Origin of the sequence: Paucibacter sp. DJ2R-2, assembly GCF_025717675.1 — a bacterium.
In the GTDB taxonomy this organism is placed as follows: Bacteria; Pseudomonadota; Gammaproteobacteria; order Burkholderiales; family Burkholderiaceae_C; genus Paucibacter_A.
Window position 1 is genome coordinate 61,497 of record NZ_JAJIRT010000006.1, and the last position, 16,129, is coordinate 77,625.

Sequence of the window (16,129 nt, forward strand, 5' to 3'; positions counted from 1 at the left end):
TAGAGAAGCACGAGTTCGACGACGGCTTCAACGGCGTCCTGCAGATCGAGCCCGAGCATGGCTGGGGCTCCCATCATGTGAGGCTGGACCTCTGCCACACCGGCCTGCATGTGACAGGGGCCCCTCGCCTGCGGCAGGCCGGCTTCTGCTGCCATGAGTTCAAACGTCTGGGCCTTGGTGCAGGCCGAACGCAGAACCGCCTTGTAAGGTTCGCCGCTGCAGCGAGCTAGGGCTCGCGGACGAGCAGCACTGCTCCATTCCTCACCCCTGCCTGGGGCCCAGGACTGGAATCTCCAGCGGTATCCGCAAAAACACTGATGCCGCCGGCGTTCCAGATCGGCTAAATTGCGTTCAAACAAAGGTTAATCGTTTAACCCATTAACTGGAAGACACAGTTGATGGGTGAAACACCACAAAACCAGACAAGCCACGGGCTTGCAAGCGAGAGACAAGCTTGAACGCTATACATACACGACCGAGCCACGGGCTGAGCCGACGCCAGCTTTTGCTGGCTTGCACCGCGGCCAGCGCCTGCCCGGTGCTGGCAAACCCGCCCGACTGTACGGCGGCAACTAGCACCCGCTATGCCGACCAGTTCATTCTCGGCGCTGACGTCTCAACCCTGGACGCGGTGGAGCGCGGCGGTGCACGCTTCAGCACGGCAGATGGCCGAGCCGGCACCGCGCTGCAGATCCTTCGCGCCTCCGGGGTGACGTGGGCGCGGCTGCGGCTCTGGCACACACCCATCAACTCTCGCGACGTGATCGACGGCGAGCGCATCATCTCGCGCCACGGGGAACCCGTCGGCGGTGGCAACAACAGCCTGGAGCTGACACTCGCTCTGGCCAAGCGCCTACGCGCGCAGGGCATGAAATGGCTGCTGGACATCCACTACAGCGATTTCTGGACCGATCCGGGCAAGCAGGAGAAGCCTGCCGCCTGGGCCAAGTTGCGAGGCAAGGCACTTCAGGACGCTGTGCAGCGCTACACCGTGGATGTGCTGACCGCCTTGCACCGCCAGGGCACCGACCCGGACATGATCCAGGTCGGCAATGAGATCAATGGCGGCATGTTGTGGCCGGACGGCAAGACCTGGCGCGAGACGCCGGACGAAGCCATCGGCGGCGACCAGGCCTTCATCGAGCTGCTGCGCGCCGGCATCCGCGGCGTGCGCGAAACCGATGCGCTTCGCGGCAGTCGCCTGCCCCTGATGCTGCACCTGGCGCATCAAGGCGATGGCAAGAGCGAGGCCACCTTCCGGCGCGTCTACGACCAGTTCGAGGCGGCCAAGCTCGATTACGACCTGATCGGCCTCAGCTGGTACCCCTACCACCATGATTCCATCGACGGCCTGCGCGCCAATTTGCGCATGCTGTCCGAGCGCTACCGAAAACCGCTGGTGGTGGTCGAGACCGCCTATGGCTACCAACTGGACAACCCAGATGGCGGCCCGGCTGTCTTCAACGCCGAAGGCGCGAAGCGCTCCGGCTATCCGGCGACACCGGAAGGCCAGGCCGCATTGCTGCGGGATGTGGTCCAGGCCGTTGCCGCCGTGCCGCAGGGCCTGGGCGTTTTCTACTGGGAGCCCGCCTGGCAATCCGCACCGGGCGCCGGCTGGCGCACGGGTGAAGGCAACGCCTGGGCCAACCAGACCCTGTTCGATGCCAAGGGCCGTGCCTTGCCGGCCCTGAAGGCGTTCAAGGCGGCCGCCCCCTGCCGTTGAACGCTGTCCTTTTCTTTCCAAAAACAATCGCTGGAGACATAAGCACCATGACCCAAGCCCACTCACGCGCTCGTCCGCACGCTGCCCCCATCAACCTGGGACCAGTGGCCCTGGCCTGCGCCGCGCTGCTGGCACCGCTGACTGCCGCCGCCCAGCCTGCCGCTGCGCCAGAGACAGACAAGCTCGACACCGTCGTCGTGCAAGGCCAGCGCTCCAGCCTGATGAAGGCCCAGGACATCAAGCGCAACGCCGAGCAAGTGGTCGACTCCATCGTGGCCGACGACATCGGCAAGCTGCCCGACGCCAATGTGGCCGAGGCGCTTCAGCGAATCACGGGCGTGCAGATCTCCCGCAATCGCGGTGAAGGGGACCGCGTGCAAGTGCGTGGCTTGCAGCAAACGCAGACCCTGTTGAACGGCCGCGTCATCTTCAGTGCCGGCAAGGAGCGAGGCCTGTCCTTCCAAGACGTGCCTTCCGAACTCTTGGCCGGCGCCGACATCTACAAGACTCCCACGTCCGAGCTGATCGAAGGCGGCATCGGCGGTGTGATCGACCTGCGCACCCGCCGCCCCTTCGACTTCGCTGGATTCAAGCTGGCCGGCTCGGTCAAAGCCACGCAGGCCCAGCTGGCGGACAAGAACAATGGCGAGGGCTCCTTGCTGATGTCCAACCGCTGGCGCACCAGCGGTGGCGAGTTCGGCGCTCTGCTCAGCCTGTCCACCCAGAAGCGGAACTACCGCTCGGACACGCAGGAACTGGACAACCCGGCCGCTGTGGCGGACGGCTCGGGCGTGGTGGCGCCCTTGGGCCAATGGTTGGCCTATGAATTCGGCGAGCGCGACCGCAAAGCAGCCAGCGCATCGCTGCAATGGCGGCCGGATGCCTTGAGCGAATACACGCTGGACTTCAACCACAGCCGCCTGAAGAGCAAGACCGACGTCTTTGGTCATTACGCCTCGCCGTTCTGGGCCAATTTCAGTGGCACGGCCAATCAGGGTCAGCTCTGGCCCAATGGCAAGCTCAGCACCGATGAGCAAGGCCGCTTCGTCTCGGGCAGTTTCTGGGGCGCCAGCATGAGCACCTCCGGCTCCGTGGCCGACGAGGACACACGCATCAACCAACTGGCCCTGGCCGGCAAATGGAAGCTGGGCGACCTCAGCCTGCGCAGCGACCTGAGCCACACCCGCAGCCAGTTCGAGCGCTTCTACCAAGAGGTGCGGCTGGGCACGTTTGGCGACGATCCCATCAGCTACAACTTCGACCTGAGCAGCAAGCTGCCCTCCGCATGGTCGCCCAGCGCCAAGCTGGATGACGCCGGCCACTACTGGGCCGACAAGGCGCTCTACTTCCGCATCCAGAACACCGGGCGCGAAACCGCATGGCGCGTCGATGCCGACAAGCCAGTGGACAGCGGCATCTTCACCAAGCTGCATGCGGGCTTCCGGGTGAACAGCCGCCGCGCCGAGAGCGCGGAGATCAACACCATCGACGACATCTGGATGTTCAAGACGTCCGACATCCCCAGCATCGGCCTGCTGCCCTACGACAACCTGCTCAAGGACGCTGGCAGCGGCAACATCGCGCGCCAATGGATGACTGTGACCGACACCCGCTGGCTGCGCGATGCGCAAGCCGTTCGTGGCACGTTCAAACTGGCCATTCCCGGCTTCGACCCCGCCCAGACTTTCACCTTCCGTGAACGCAGCAGCGCGGTCTATGTGAGCAGCGATCTGGACACCACGCTGGCCGGCCTTCCGCTCACCGGCAATGTGGGCTTGCGCGCCGTGCACACCGAAACGGACCGCAGCTTCGTCGGCGCGGGCGGCGCTCGCAACACGCTGGACCAAAGCGACACCGACTGGCTGCCGTCGCTGAATCTGCGACTGGAGCTGCGCCCCGACTTGCAAGCGCGCTTGGCCATGTCGCGCGTGGTCACCCGCCCCAACTTCGACCAGCTCACCCCCAGCCTCAGCCTCAACGTCAACGACCGCACGGGCTTCCAAGGCAACCCGGCCCTGGAAAAGCTGCGCGCCAACCAGCTGGACGCCACCCTGGAGTACTACATCTCCAAGAGCGACCATGTGTACGGCGCGGCCTTCTACAAGGAGGTCTCGGGCTTCATCGAGACGAGCAGCAGCCAAGTCACCATCGGCGGGACCGGCTACACGCTGACCACGCCCAGCAACGGTCAAGATGGCCGCATCCGCGGCCTGGAGCTCGGCTACCAAGGCTTCTTTAACAAGCTGCCGGGCCTTCTGCGCGGCTTGGGTCTGCAGGCCAATCTCACCCTGGTGAACAGCGCCGCGCCCAGCCCCATCAACGGCCGCAGCGCGCCGCTGGAAGGCCTGTCCAAGCGCAGCGCAAACCTGGTGGGCATGTATGACTTGGGCGACTTCTCCGCCCGCCTGGCCTACAACTGGCGCAGCGACTACGGCGTGGGCCCGCGCCTGAGCTTCCCGAGCAACAACGGCGTGACGGTCATGACCCCCGTCCAGATGAAGGGTTACGGCATGCTGGACGCCTATGTCAGCTATGCCTTGACGCCCAAACTGAAGCTCGCGCTGGAGGCCAACAACCTGACCCGCACCGTGCGCCGCAGCGAGTTCAGCGACTACAGCCTGCCGCGCGGCAGCTACTCGGACGATCGTCGCTTCGCGATCAGCTTGCGTGCCGAGCTGTGAGCGCCTGAGTCAGTGTCTGGCGGGGGGTTAGCGATCCCCCGCGCATGAAAAAAGGGCGTTCCGAGGGACGCCCTTTTTGTTGCCGCAACACCTGCTTGCCGAAGGACCGGCCCCGGCAAACCGTTCAGCGGCTGCGGAACTGATAGCGGTTGCGATGTACCCACACCTGCCCCGGCTCCAGCCAGCAATCGGGCTGCGGCCATTCAGGGTGATGGGGGCTGTCAGGCAGGTACTGGGGCTCCAGCGCCACGGCGCTGAAATCGGGCCATTGGGGATGGCAGCCCTGGGTGCAAGGTGCCAGATAGTGCCCGGTGTAGACCTGCAGGGCGGGCAGGCTGGTGTAGAGATCCAAGGCGACGCGGCCATCGACCGACTGAAGCCTGGCCGCAGGCATGTCGCCACCGTCCAGCACAAAGGCTTGATCGAGCGGCTGCCCGATCAGCCGCGCAGTGCGATAGTCCAAGGCGCCACCACTCACAGGCGCTGGAGCACCGGCGGGCAGACCAGAGCCATCCAAGGGCAGCGCCTGGGACGCGCCCAGCTGCAAGGTTTGAGTGCGAACGTCCTGCCAGCGCAAGCCACCCTCGCCTGCGGTTTGCTCGCCCCGTCCCCGCCCATCCAGCTGAAAGTAGGCATGGTTGGTCAAGCCCACCGGGCAGGCCTGTGCGCCTTGCAAACGGGCATGGAAATCAATCTGCACCGCGCCGTGGCCCGGCAGTGAGTAGCGCACCTCCACATCCAGCGCACCGGGGAAGCCTTGGTCGCCATCGGGCGAGTGCAGACCCAGTCGCAGCTGGTGCTCGCTGTGCTCCAGCAAGGTCCAGTCGCGCTGATGGAATCCGCCCGGGCCACCGTGCAACTGATGGGTCAAGCCTGGCTCACTGGCCAAGGGCCAGGCCTGCCCGCCACGCCGCAGCTCCAATCCCGCAATGCGATTGGCCCAGCGACCGACGGTTGCGCCGACATAGCCGCGGTTGCGGCGCTGGGACGCCAGGTCATCAAAACCGAGCAGCACCTCGCGCGGCGCTTCATTCGCCAGCGGCACGCGGCAGCTCACCCAGCTCGCGCCGTAGCGCAAGACTTGAATCTGCAAGCCGTCTGCGTCCGTCAAGGTCCAGCGGTCCGTCATGATTTCACCCCACCCGCGGTCAGCCCGGCCACCAACCAACGCTGCATCAGCAGGAACATCAGGGTCAGGGGCAGGCCTGCGAGCAAGGCGGTGGCCGCAAAGTCACCCCAGAGATAGCGTTGATTGAACAAGAACAGGCGCGAGCCCACGGCGAGGGTCAGTTGTTGCTCATCATGGAGCAGCACCGAGGCTACCGGATACTCGATCATGGCGCCGAGAAAGGCCAGCACAAAGACCACCGCCAGCACCGGTTTGGCCAGAGGCAGGAGCACCATCACAAAAGCCTGCCAGCGGCTCGCACCGTCGACGGCGGCGGCCTCCTCCAGATCGGGCGGAATGCTCTCGAAATAGCCCTTCACCAACCAGATGTGCTGAGCCACTGCGCCGGTGTAGGCCAAGGCCAGGCTCCAGTGGCTGTTCAATCCCAGCCAAGGAATCCAGTCGCCGAGCCGGTCGAAGATGGCGTAGATCGCCACCAAGGCAAGCACCGAGGGAAACATCTGCAGCAGCAGCATCGCGGTCAGCGTGCTCTGCCGGCCCGCAAAACGCAGCCGCGCGAAGGCATAGGCGCTGGTGATGGAGAGCAGCAGACACACCGTCGCGCTGATCAACGCCACCTTGGTGGAGTTGAGGATCCATTGCAGCACCGGGAACGGTGGCGGCACCAGATTGCCCTGCGCATCGGTCACGGCGAGACCCAGCGCCAGGCGCCAATGCTCGAAGCTGATTTCTTTGGGGATCAGGCTGCCGCCGGCGAAGTTGCCGGGTCGCAGCGAAATCGACACGATCATCAGCAGCGGCAGCAGGCTCAGCGCCACAAAGGCAATCAGAAAGGCATGCAGAGCCAGCACACGCCAGCGCTGCGAAGAGTTCATCACCATGGCCATGAATTGCTCCCTGGGCCCGACTCAGTGCCGAGCCGCTTTCGCGCCGCCGAAGAAGCGCAAGTTGATGTACGCCAGCAAGGCCACGATCAAGAACACGATCGAGGAAATCGCGCAGGCGAGCGCGTAGTTCTGCCCACCATCATTGAAGGCGATACGGTAGGTGTAGGACGCCAGCAGATCGGTGGCACCCACAGGCACCTCGGTGTCGAGGTAGTCCGGCGCGCCCTCGGTCAGCAAGGCGATCAAGGTCAGGTTGTTGAAGTTGGCCGCGAAGGAGGCCACCAGCAGCGGCGCCATCGGCTTGGCCAGCAAGGGCAAGGTGATGCGAAACAAGTTCGTCAAAGGCCCGGCGCCTGCCAAGGCCGAGGCCTCGTAGAGGTCTTCCGGGATCGCCTTCAAGAGGCCCATGGCCAGGATCATCATGTAGGGGTAGCCCAGCCAGGTGTTGACCGTCAAGACCATGGCCCGGGCCAGGGTTGCATCGCTGAACCAACCGGGCCGCACGCCGAAGAAGAAATCCAGCACCAGGTTGATCTCACCCAGGTTCTCATTGAACAGGCCACGGAAGATCGGGATCGAGATGAAAGCCGGCACCGCATAGGGCAAGAACAAGGCGATCCGGTACGCCGAGCGGCCCTTGAGCGCCGGCCAACTCAGGGCCACGGCGAAGAACAGGCCCAGGCCAAAGGTCAGCAGCGTGTTCAGCGTGGCAAAGCTGACCGTCCAGGCAAAGACGCGGCCGAAGGGCTCCAGAAAACTGCGGTCGCCGAAGATCCGCTGGTAGTTGGCCCAGCCCACGCCGGTTCTGAAGCCCGGCTCCAGCGCTTGGCCGCGTGCGTCGCGCCAAACGCCGGCCTCGTGGTCGGCCAGCACGAGGCTGCCATCGCGCAAATCCTGCAGCCGATCGGCATCCAAGGCCTGGTAGCGCGGCTTCTGATCGCTGACCCGGTGCAGGCTGGACATGCGCCAGCTTCGCCCTTCCGGGCTTCGAAGCACCAAGGCCTGCAGCTGCGGAAGCAGGCCCAGCAGGCTGCGCGAGTTTAACAGCTCGCCGGCAGGCGGGGTTTCGCCCGCCTGCAAACCCACCCCCTCGCCGGCAAGAGGCAGCGCGAAGGCCACGCTGTGCCAGGCCTGCCCGTCATCCGCGAGCAGTTGCACCTGATAGCGCGCGTCGGCGCCATCGGCGCCCAGCCGGTAGACCGCCAAGTCCATGCCCAGGCCTTCGCTGTCGCTGCGTTGCAGCAGCACCGCGGTGGCTCGATCGAAAGACAGCAAATGGGCCGAGCTGTAGTTGGTGAAGCCGATGCCCAGGGTGAAAGCCATGGGCAGGACGATGAAGACCAGCACCGCCAGCAGCCCCGGCATGACATAACGCCACGCCTGCAGGCGCCGCGAAAACTGCAGCAGCAGCAAAAGAGCTGCCACGCCAAGCACCGCCATCGCCCCCAACACTTCGCGGCCGCGCAGCAACTGCTGGCACAAGGCCAGCAGGCCCAGAACCGCCGCCAGATTCAGCCCATGCAGGGCCCAACTCAAGCCACGCATCAGACAAGGCCCTTCACAGAAGCTGCCGCACCGGCCTGACCGGCCACCCGGCGGGCTGCACGGGCGAGGCCCTCGTTCACACCTTCCCGCCCCTGGGTGATGCCTTGGACGGCGGCGTTCATGGCCGTCCAGAACCGGGCCATCTCGGGGTTGTTGGGCATGGGTTCGCCCAGTTGAGCGGCCGCATCGGTACCGGCCACCAAGGGATCGGCTCGGCGCAGCTCTGCCAAGAGCTCCAGATTGGCAGGCACGCCCAGCGGCACATGCGCCTGCATCGCGCGCAGGCCGGGGAGGCTGAGCAAATAACGTTCAATGAACTCGGTCGCCAGCAAGGGCTGGCGACTGGCCGCGCAGACCATGGCACCCAACACGCCCACCATCGGTCGACCGGGCCGGCCCTGCAAAGAGGGCAGCGGCGCCGCCGCCACGCGCAAGCCGCTTTTCTTCAGGTTGTTCCAGCCCCAGGGCCCATTGATGGTCATGGCCACACGGCCTTCATTGACGGCCGCTTCGCTCTCGGCATAGGTGGCGGTACGCGGCACCAGGCCTTCGTCCACCAGCCGCTTCAGCAAGGCCATGCCTTGGCGGGTGCCGGGCGAATCGATGCCATTGGTTTGGGCATCCCAGCTGCCGTCTGCCCGGCGCGCGAAGGCATAGCCGCCACCGGCCGACATCAGGGCGTAGGTGTAGTAGAACTCGTTGTAAGGCCACATGATGGCGCGGCGGCCCTGGGGGCGCAGCTTGCGGTCCAAGTCAAAGACTTCGTCCCAGCTTCGCGGTGGCCGCGGCACCAGGTCGAGATTGCAGATCAAGGCGACAGACTCCAGCGCAATCGGATAACCCCAGGTGCGCCCGCCCATCTGCCAGGGCGACCACGCCAAGGGCGCGATGCCTTCACGCAGCCGGCGCGAAGGCGCAAGCGGGCGGATCAGGCCGGACGCTGCCCAGCCACCGGCCCGGTCGTGCGGCCAAATCCAGACATCCGGTCCCTTGCCTGCGGCCGCGGCCTGCTCAAATTTCGAGACCCCGTTCTCCGGATGCTCGACGCGCAGGGCGACGCCGGTGTCGCGGGTGAACTGCTCGCCGATCTGTGCAATGCCCTCATAGCCCTTGTCACCATTGATCCACACCCGCAGCGGTTCATGGCTGGCCAGCAGGCTGGCGTGGGCCGGCCTCGTCAATGCAGCAGCGCTTGCGCCGGCAAGCAACTGCCGCCTGGAAACAGGGTTCAACATGCGACGACCTCACCCTGGAGCGGAGGCACGGCCTCGCCCCTCGCATCGAACACATGCACCTGCGACAGCAAGGCCGCCACCGGCAAGGCCGAGCCAATCAAAGGCGCCGCCGCCTCCTCGGGCAAGCGCATCACCAGCGCCCCCCCGGGCCCGTTCAGATAGGCCAGGCTCTGGTCACCCAGATGCTCCAGCCACTGAACCTCGGTCAGCAGGCGGCCACTGAGACGCGGGTCGGCGCTGTCGGCCGGGCGCAAGTGCTCGGAGCGCACGCCCAGGGTCACCGCTTCGCCCTCGCTCAGGCCGTGCGCTGCCACGGGCAGTTGCAACAAAGTGCCATCCTGTAGTGCCAAGCGCACGCCTTGCGCGCTGCGCTCACGCACCTGGGCCGGCAGCAGATTCATGCGCGGCGAACCCAAGAACCCCGCCACAAAGAGATTGCGCGGCCGGTGGTAGAGCTCCAGGGGCGCGCCGCTTTGCGCCACGCTGGCCCGCGCCTCGGTGGCACCAGGCAGCGGTGGCTGCAGCAGCACCATGCGGTCGGCCAGGGTCATCGCCTCCACCTGGTCATGGGTCACGTAAATCGAGCTGGCACTGCCCTGGCTGCGGTGCAGGCGGGCAATTTCAAGACGCGTCTGTTGACGCAATGCGGCATCCAGATTGGACAGGGGCTCGTCAAACAGAAACACGCCCGGGCGGCGCACCAGCGCGCGGCCGATGGCGACGCGCTGCCGCTGCCCGCCCGAAAGCTCGCGCGGCTTGCGGTGGAGCAGATGCTCAATTTGCAGCATCTGGGCCACTTCAAGAATGCGCCGCTGGGCATCGGCCTTGGGCGTGCGCGCCAGGCGCAGACCAAAGCCGAGGTTCTCGGAGACATCAAGGTGGGGGTACAAGGCATAGCTCTGAAACACCATCGCCACATCGCGCTCGCCTGGGGCCAGCTCGTTGACACGGCGCCCGCCGATGCGCAGCTCGCCACTGCTGATGGTCTCCAGCCCCGCAATCATGCGCAGCAGCGTTGACTTGCCACAACCCGAAGGGCCGACGAACACGCAGAACTCGCCCTCCTTGATGTCGAGCGAGACCTCGTGCACGGACGGCACGCCACCTTCCACATAGGTTTTCCCAACCCGGTCCAATTGCACTGCTGCCATGATCATCAACTCCGCGTGGCCAGCACAGCCACAGTCTCGCGCCGCTCCAGGCTCAGCGTGGCCCGACGCAGCTGGGCGCCATGTCCCGCGGCCCGTGCGCTGGCTTCCATGAACACCGGCAACTCTTCAGGGGCTTCGGGCAAGGGCAACACGCTCAGTTCCAAGCTCGCCCAACCGGCTTCGCTGTGCCAGCGGTCCACGCCGATCTGCCACAGGCTGCCATCGCAGAAGCGATCATCGACCACTTCGCCATCGGCCCAGAGTCGGGCCACATCACCGACGAGATCCAGGGTCAACCAGACGCGAGATACCTTCTGCGCGCTCAAATCGGGCAAGTGCAAAGCCCAGCGCGCCGCAGCGGCCTGCGCAGCTTCACAGGGCACCAGGGGCGTTGGCCCTTCACGCCAGCTGATGTGCGGGCCCCAGCGCAGCGCGGGCGGCGCACCTGCCGGGGTCAACAGATCGGGCTGAAGCTCCCACTGCGCAGCGGCTTCGGCCGGCCACTGCCAGCTGGCCCACTCGACGGCCAAGGTGAGACGCTCCCCGCCCAACCCCTCGCCAGGGAACACCCGCAGCCAGGCGGCTTCATGGGCAAGACGGTGCAGCGTGACGCGGCCCTCGGGTTCCGCCCAGCTTGCCGCATGACTGGCCCAAAGCAGGCGTTCTCGGCCGCCCAGGTTCACGCGCACGGCCTGGGCCGCAGCGGCTTGAGACAGCAGCAACAGCCGGTGTTGCCGGCCCTCCGCGTCGCGCAGCGTGATCAGCTCGGGGCCTTCGGCTTCGTCCTTGGGCTTCACGAACCAGGCGCCGTCGGCCAGCCGTTCGACCTTCCCGCCGACGAGTTCGACGGCGGTCAGACCCGCAGCATCGAACACCAGCTCGGGCGCCACGCCGTCGATCCTAAAGCCCACCCAAACCACGCTGCCGTCCGCCTCGGTCCAGCGTGTCAGCGGCTGCACGGTCGCCTGGCGCAGCCGGGCCGCGCCCAAGCGCTGGCCCACAGGCCAGATGAAAGCCATGCCAGGGTTCAGATCCACGCCTTGGCGCAGCGGCAGCTCCAGGGCATCGCCGTCCTCGCCTTGCAGCCGGACCCGCTGGCCCGTCAACAGCGGCAGCGGGTGGTGGCGCACATGGTGATTGAAGAACACAAAACCCTGCAGTTCATCGGCACTTCGGCCGGCTGCGCGCACGGCGACGCGCGGCAGTTCTCGGTCCGCAGGGTCCAGGGGCCCCTGCGCCGGCAGCACCGCTTCCAGCGGTGCCAGCTCGCTGCCGAAGGCCTGCATGAATTGATGCAGACAGCGCAGCCGACCCCAGGATGGGCGCACCTGGCCGTACTGCCCCAGAGGCGCATGGAAGTCATAGCCCCACTGCGGCACATCGTTCGGATAGCCCGTGGCCTGGGTCTCGTTCAGTGGCCCGGTCTCGCAGATCGGATTGGTGCCCCCGTGGTACATGTAGTAGCCATAGAGATTCGCGCCTGACCCGATCTGCACCAGGGCCGTCGCATAGACATCCTCTGTCGTGACCACCGGTCGGCGGTGGTAGCTCTGATGCATGCCGCCCCCGGCCTCGGCCAGGCAGAAAGGATAGTGGGTGGTGTCGATCAAACCGGCAGCGGGCGTTCCATCGACATTGCCCATCTCGCCGATCACACGGCGCGTGTTGAAGAGGAACACGCCCGACGGCGGCAGCGCGTCGCGCGAACCTTGCCAGAAGCCATCGGCATAGGCACCCGACACCGGCAGCACTTCGCGCGGCGGGATGTCCAGCGTGGGCCAGCCGGTGACCGTGTAAATCGGCACCGTCATGCCCGCCTGCAGCGCCAGGTGTTTCAACTCGCTGATGTGTTCAGCGCCGCAACCTGGGCCGGTCGCGCCGTACTCGTTTTCAAGTTGCAGGCCGATCACTGGCCCGCCGTCGCACCACAGCTGGCCCTTGATCTGCGCAGCGATCTGATCGAAAAGACGCTGCACATGCCCCAGGTAGACCGCGTCGTTGCAACGCAAGGGGCCGGTGTCCGGCAGCCAATCCGGGAAGCCGCCGAGACGCACCTCGGCATGCACCCAGGGCCCGGGTCGCAGATAGACCAAGAGGCCCGCCTCGGCCGCCAGCGCAACAAATCGCGCCAGATCACGCTGACCGTCCCAGCGCCACACACCGCGGCGCGGCTCATGGTGATTCCAGATGACGTAGCTGGCCACCACATTCACGCCGCCGGCGCGCAGCTTGGCCAACTCCGCCGCCCACTCGGAAGCGGGCGTCCGGCTGTAGTGGAACTCGCCCATCACCGGCATCCAAGGCTTGCCGTCCAGCTGCAGGTAGCGGCTGTTCACCGTGAGCTCGCGCTGCGGATGCGGGAAATGCCCCAGATTCAGGAAGCCGGTCTCAGGCACGGGGGCCGCAGGCGGCACATTCACATGCACCAGGGAAGTTGTCTCACTCACAAGCGGTAGCCGCAAAGCGGGTTAATCGTTTAATTCAACAAAGTAGACCCAAGATGCACCAAAGCAGCAATACGGGTAAGCCCGGAATCAGCACCAAAACGGTGAACTTACTGGGAGGATTGAGTCACATTCGCCCAGAGATGGCGCGTCTGTGCATTGTATGTGCAGCGAAAACCTCACCCACCCCAGCAAGCAACAGCCCCGATTGACAGCAAGGCGCCCAATTGATCCAATAAGATTAATCGCTTAACCCTGAACAGCACGTGAACCCTTCCAAATCCAGGCATGCACTCCAACTCGGTGTTTGCTACTACCCGGAGCAATGGCCGCGCGAGCGCTGGCCCGCCGACGCCAAAGCCATGCGAGCGCTGGGGCTCAGCACAGTGCGCATCGCCGAATTCGCCTGGTCCCGCATGGAGACCGCGCCCGGTCACTTTGACTGGTCCTGGCTGGACGAGGCCATCGATGTGCTGGCCGCCGAAGGCCTGCAAGTCGTGCTGGGCACGCCGACCGCCGCGCCGCCCCAGTGGCTGATCGAAGCCCACCCCGACATCCTGCCGATGGATGCTCAGGGTCGTGTCAAGCCCTTCGGCGCGCGCCGCCATTACTGCTTCTCCAGCCCGGCGATGCATGAGGCGTCGCGCCGCATCGTCACCGCCATGGTGCAGCGTTATGGCCGCCACCCCGCCGTCATCGCCTGGCAAACCGACAACGAATACGGCTGCCATGACACCACCCTCTCCTACAGCCCGGCGGCGCTGAGCAGCTTCAGGAAATGGCTGACTGCACGCTACCAAGGCGACATCAACACACTGAACGAGGCCTGGGGGACGGCCTTCTGGGGCTTGCAGTACAGCGGATTCGAGCAGATCGGATTCCCGGTGGGGCAACCCACCAGCCCGCTCCCGAATCACGCACTCGACTTCCGTCGCTTCGCCTCGGACGAAGTGCGGCGCTTCAACCGCCTGCAGGTCGAGATCCTGCGCGAGCATGCGCCGGGCCGGCCGGTGCTGCACAACTTCATGGGCTTGTTCGGTGACTTCGATCACCACGCCATGGCTCAGGACCTGAGCATCGCGGCGTGGGACAACTATCCCTTGGGCTTTTTAGACACGGCCGCCCGCTTCCTGCCCGAGTCAGCGCGGCTGCAGTGGGCTCGAAGCGGGCATCCCGACATCAGCGCCTTCCAGCACGACCTCTACCGCGGCGTCGGCCACGGCCGGCTGTGGGTGATGGAGCAGCAGGCCGGCCCGGTCAACTGGGCCGACTGGAACGCCCTGCCGCTTCCGGGCATGGTGCGTGCCTGGACTTGGGAGGCATTCGCCCATGGTGCCGAGCTGGTGTCCTATTTCCGCTGGCGCCAGCTGCCCTTCGGCCAGGAGCAGATGCACTCCGGACTGAACCGGCCCGATGGCATGCCGGACGTCGGCGCCGAGGAAGCCGCTCAAGTCAAGTCAGAGATCGATCTTCTGCTCAGTGAAGAAGGCGAAGAGGCGATGCACACCCAAGCAGCCCGCGTAGCGCTGGTGCTGGATTACCCTTCGCTGTGGATGGCGCAGATCCAGCCGCAGGGGGCCGATATGGCCGGCTTCGGGGTGCTGCTGCGCTACTACAGCGCCGCGCGCCGCCTGGGATTGGACGTCGACATCGTCGGGCCGCAACAAGATCTCAGTGACTACGCCCTGGTACTGCTGCCGAGCCTGCTGCACGTGCCCGAAGCGCTGCAGCAGCAGTTGGCAAGCCTGACCGCGGTGGTCGTCGCGGGGCCGCGATGCGGCGGCAAGACGGCCGAGCTCAGTATCACCCAGCCGCTCCCGCCAGGCCCCTTGAGGCCGTGGCTGCCCATGCAGGTGCGGGCGGTCGAGTCCATGCGGCCCGGGCGCCACTATGCCGTCGACGGCGGCCAGGGCGAGCAATGGCGCGACTTGGTCGAGCCGCAGGCCGGCGTCGCCGTTCATGCACGCTATGAAGACGGCTGGCCGGCCTGGCTGAGCCACGGCCGTTGGCACAGCCACGCCGGCCTGGTCAACGAGGCCCTGCTGATCGACTGGCTGGCCGAGTCTGCTCGGCAGGCCGGCCTGACCGTGGCACCACAGGCCCTCCCTGAAGGGCTGCGCCTGCGGCGGCGCGGCCGCTGGCAGTTCGCCATCAACCACGGCCCTGCCCCGGCCGCGGTACCGGTGCCAGAAGGCCACAAGCTGCTGCTGGGCGAGCGACTGCTGCCGGCCGGTGGCGTGGCCGCCTGGCTTCTCAACCCCAAGGACTGAGCCCGCAATGTCTAGCCAACTCTTCCCCAGCGCCGCGCGGCGCGTTCTGGTCACCGGCGGCGCCGGCTACATCGGCAGCATCACGGTGGTGCGCTTGATCGAGGCCGGCTGGACGCCGCTGATTCTGGACAACTTCAGCAACAGCCACCCCGAGGTGCTCCAGCGCATCGAACGGCTGACGGGTTACGCACCGCAGCTATACCGTGCCGATGTCCGAGACCGTGCCGCGCTGGACCGCGTGTTTGCCGAGCAGCGCATCGATGCGGTGATCCACTTTGCCGGCCTCAAGGCCGTAGGTGAGTCGGTGCTCAAACCGCTGGACTACGCCGAAGTCAATGTGGCCGGCAGCGTGCAACTGCTGCAAGCCATGCGGCAGCACGGCGTGCGTCACATCGTGTTCAGCTCCTCTGCCACGGTCTACGGAGACGCGCGCGTCATGCCGCTGACCGAGGACATGACCGGAGTCCCCACCAGCCCCTACGGCCGCAGCAAATGGCAGGTCGAGCAGATCTTGGCCGACCTGGCCGCATCGGACCCCAGCTGGTCCGTCGCGGCGCTGCGTTACTTCAATCCGGTGGGCGCCCATCCCAGCGGGGAACTCGGCGAAGATCCGCAAGGCACACCCAACAACTTGATGCCCTTCATTGCACAGGTCGCTGTGGGCCGCCAGCCTGAACTGCGCGTCTTCGGCAGCGATTACCCCACCGTCGACGGCACGGGCGTGCGCGACTATCTGCATGTGCTCGATCTGGCCGATGGCCATGTGGCGGCCCTGGAGCTCTTGCGGCGAGAAGCGGGCTTGCATGTGCTGAACCTTGGCACGGGGCGCGGCCACAGCGTGCTGGAGCTGAAGGCAGCGTTCGAGCGGGCCTGCGGGCGTGAGCTGCCCACACGCGTGGTGGAGCGCCGCCCCGGCGACGTCGCACAGATGTGGGCAGACGCCAGACGCGCACGCGACAAGCTGGGCTGGCAGGCTCAATTGAGCCTGCAACAGATGTGCGATGACACCTGGCGCTGGCAGTCGCGCTACCCCCAAGGCTACCGACCCGTCTGAAAACCAAACG

Annotated in this window: 10 protein-coding genes; 4 read left to right on the forward strand and 6 right to left on the reverse strand. The window is 66.0% G+C overall.

Annotation, left to right across the window (positions count from 1 at the left end; translation table 11 throughout):
- Positions 1 to 454: 454 nt before the first annotated feature.
- Entirely contained in the window at positions 455 to 1,723 is a 1,269-nt protein-coding gene (locus tag LNV28_RS15235) for a glycoside hydrolase family 53 protein (protein WP_263517230.1), read from the forward strand.
- Between the two features lie 47 nt (positions 1,724 to 1,770).
- Positions 1,771 to 4,404: a TonB-dependent receptor gene (locus LNV28_RS15240; RefSeq protein ID WP_263517231.1), complete on the forward strand. Its 2,634-nt coding sequence runs from the start codon at positions 1,771 to 1,773 to the stop codon at positions 4,402 to 4,404.
- 124 nt (positions 4,405 to 4,528) lie between these two features.
- On the opposite strand, the gene LNV28_RS15245 is transcribed toward LNV28_RS15240, so the two are convergent.
- Genes LNV28_RS15245 through LNV28_RS15270 form a run of 6 tightly spaced genes read right to left on the reverse strand, consistent with a single transcriptional unit; the run spans position 4,529 to position 12,798 of the window.
- A complete protein-coding gene (locus LNV28_RS15245; protein WP_263517232.1) occupies positions 4,529 to 5,533 on the reverse strand; it encodes a galactose-1-epimerase in 1,005 nt (334 codons plus the stop codon).
- Positions 5,530 to 6,414, reverse strand: a complete 885-nt coding sequence (gene malG, locus LNV28_RS15250; protein ID WP_263517233.1) for a maltose ABC transporter permease MalG — start codon at positions 6,412 to 6,414, stop codon at positions 5,530 to 5,532. Before malG ends, LNV28_RS15245 begins: the two co-directional genes overlap by 4 nt.
- 27 nt (positions 6,415 to 6,441) lie before the next feature.
- On the reverse strand, positions 6,442 to 7,965 hold the full coding sequence (gene malF, locus LNV28_RS15255; RefSeq protein WP_263517234.1) for a maltose ABC transporter permease MalF: 1,524 nt from the start codon (positions 7,963 to 7,965) through the stop codon (positions 6,442 to 6,444).
- Positions 7,965 to 9,200 (reverse strand): maltose/maltodextrin ABC transporter substrate-binding protein MalE, encoded by a 1,236-nt coding sequence (malE, locus tag LNV28_RS15260; protein WP_263517235.1) that lies wholly within the window; start codon positions 9,198 to 9,200, stop codon positions 7,965 to 7,967. The genes malF and malE overlap by 1 nt, the downstream gene beginning before the upstream one ends.
- Positions 9,194 to 10,351 carry an ABC transporter ATP-binding protein gene (locus LNV28_RS15265; RefSeq protein ID WP_263517236.1) on the reverse strand — a complete coding sequence of 386 codons (1,158 nt, stop codon included), beginning with the start codon at positions 10,349 to 10,351 and terminating at the stop codon, positions 9,194 to 9,196. The genes malE and LNV28_RS15265 overlap by 7 nt, the downstream gene beginning before the upstream one ends.
- 5 nt (positions 10,352 to 10,356) lie before the next feature.
- Positions 10,357 to 12,798 carry a beta-galactosidase gene (locus LNV28_RS15270; protein WP_263517237.1) on the reverse strand — a complete coding sequence of 814 codons (2,442 nt, stop codon included), beginning with the start codon at positions 12,796 to 12,798 and terminating at the stop codon, positions 10,357 to 10,359.
- A gap of 263 nt (positions 12,799 to 13,061) precedes the next feature.
- Between LNV28_RS15270 and LNV28_RS15275 the strand changes: the two genes are divergently transcribed.
- Both LNV28_RS15275 and galE read left to right on the forward strand, forming a co-directional pair.
- Complete coding sequence (locus LNV28_RS15275) at positions 13,062 to 15,065, forward strand: beta-galactosidase (protein ID WP_263517238.1); 2,004 nt, start codon at positions 13,062 to 13,064, stop codon at positions 15,063 to 15,065.
- 7 nt (positions 15,066 to 15,072) lie between these two features.
- Positions 15,073 to 16,119, forward strand: coding sequence for a UDP-glucose 4-epimerase GalE (galE, locus tag LNV28_RS15280; RefSeq protein WP_263517239.1), 1,047 nt, complete (start codon positions 15,073 to 15,075; stop codon positions 16,117 to 16,119).
- Positions 16,120 to 16,129 lie beyond the last annotated feature (10 nt).

Coding starts and splice junctions, on each gene's coding strand:
- LNV28_RS15240 (WP_263517231.1), top strand. CDS start 1,771: ATGACCCAAGCCCACTCACGCGCTCGTCCGCACGCTGCCCCCATCAAC.
- LNV28_RS15245 (WP_263517232.1), bottom strand. CDS start 5,533: ATGACGGACCGCTGGACCTTGACGGACGCAGACGGCTTGCAGATTCAA.
- malG (WP_263517233.1), bottom strand. CDS start 6,414: ATGGTGATGAACTCTTCGCAGCGCTGGCGTGTGCTGGCTCTGCATGCC.
- malF (WP_263517234.1), bottom strand. CDS start 7,965: ATGCGTGGCTTGAGTTGGGCCCTGCATGGGCTGAATCTGGCGGCGGTT.
- malE (WP_263517235.1), bottom strand. CDS start 9,200: ATGTTGAACCCTGTTTCCAGGCGGCAGTTGCTTGCCGGCGCAAGCGCT.
- LNV28_RS15265 (WP_263517236.1), bottom strand. CDS start 10,351: ATGGCAGCAGTGCAATTGGACCGGGTTGGGAAAACCTATGTGGAAGGT.
- galE (WP_263517239.1), top strand. CDS start 15,073: ATGTCTAGCCAACTCTTCCCCAGCGCCGCGCGGCGCGTTCTGGTCACC.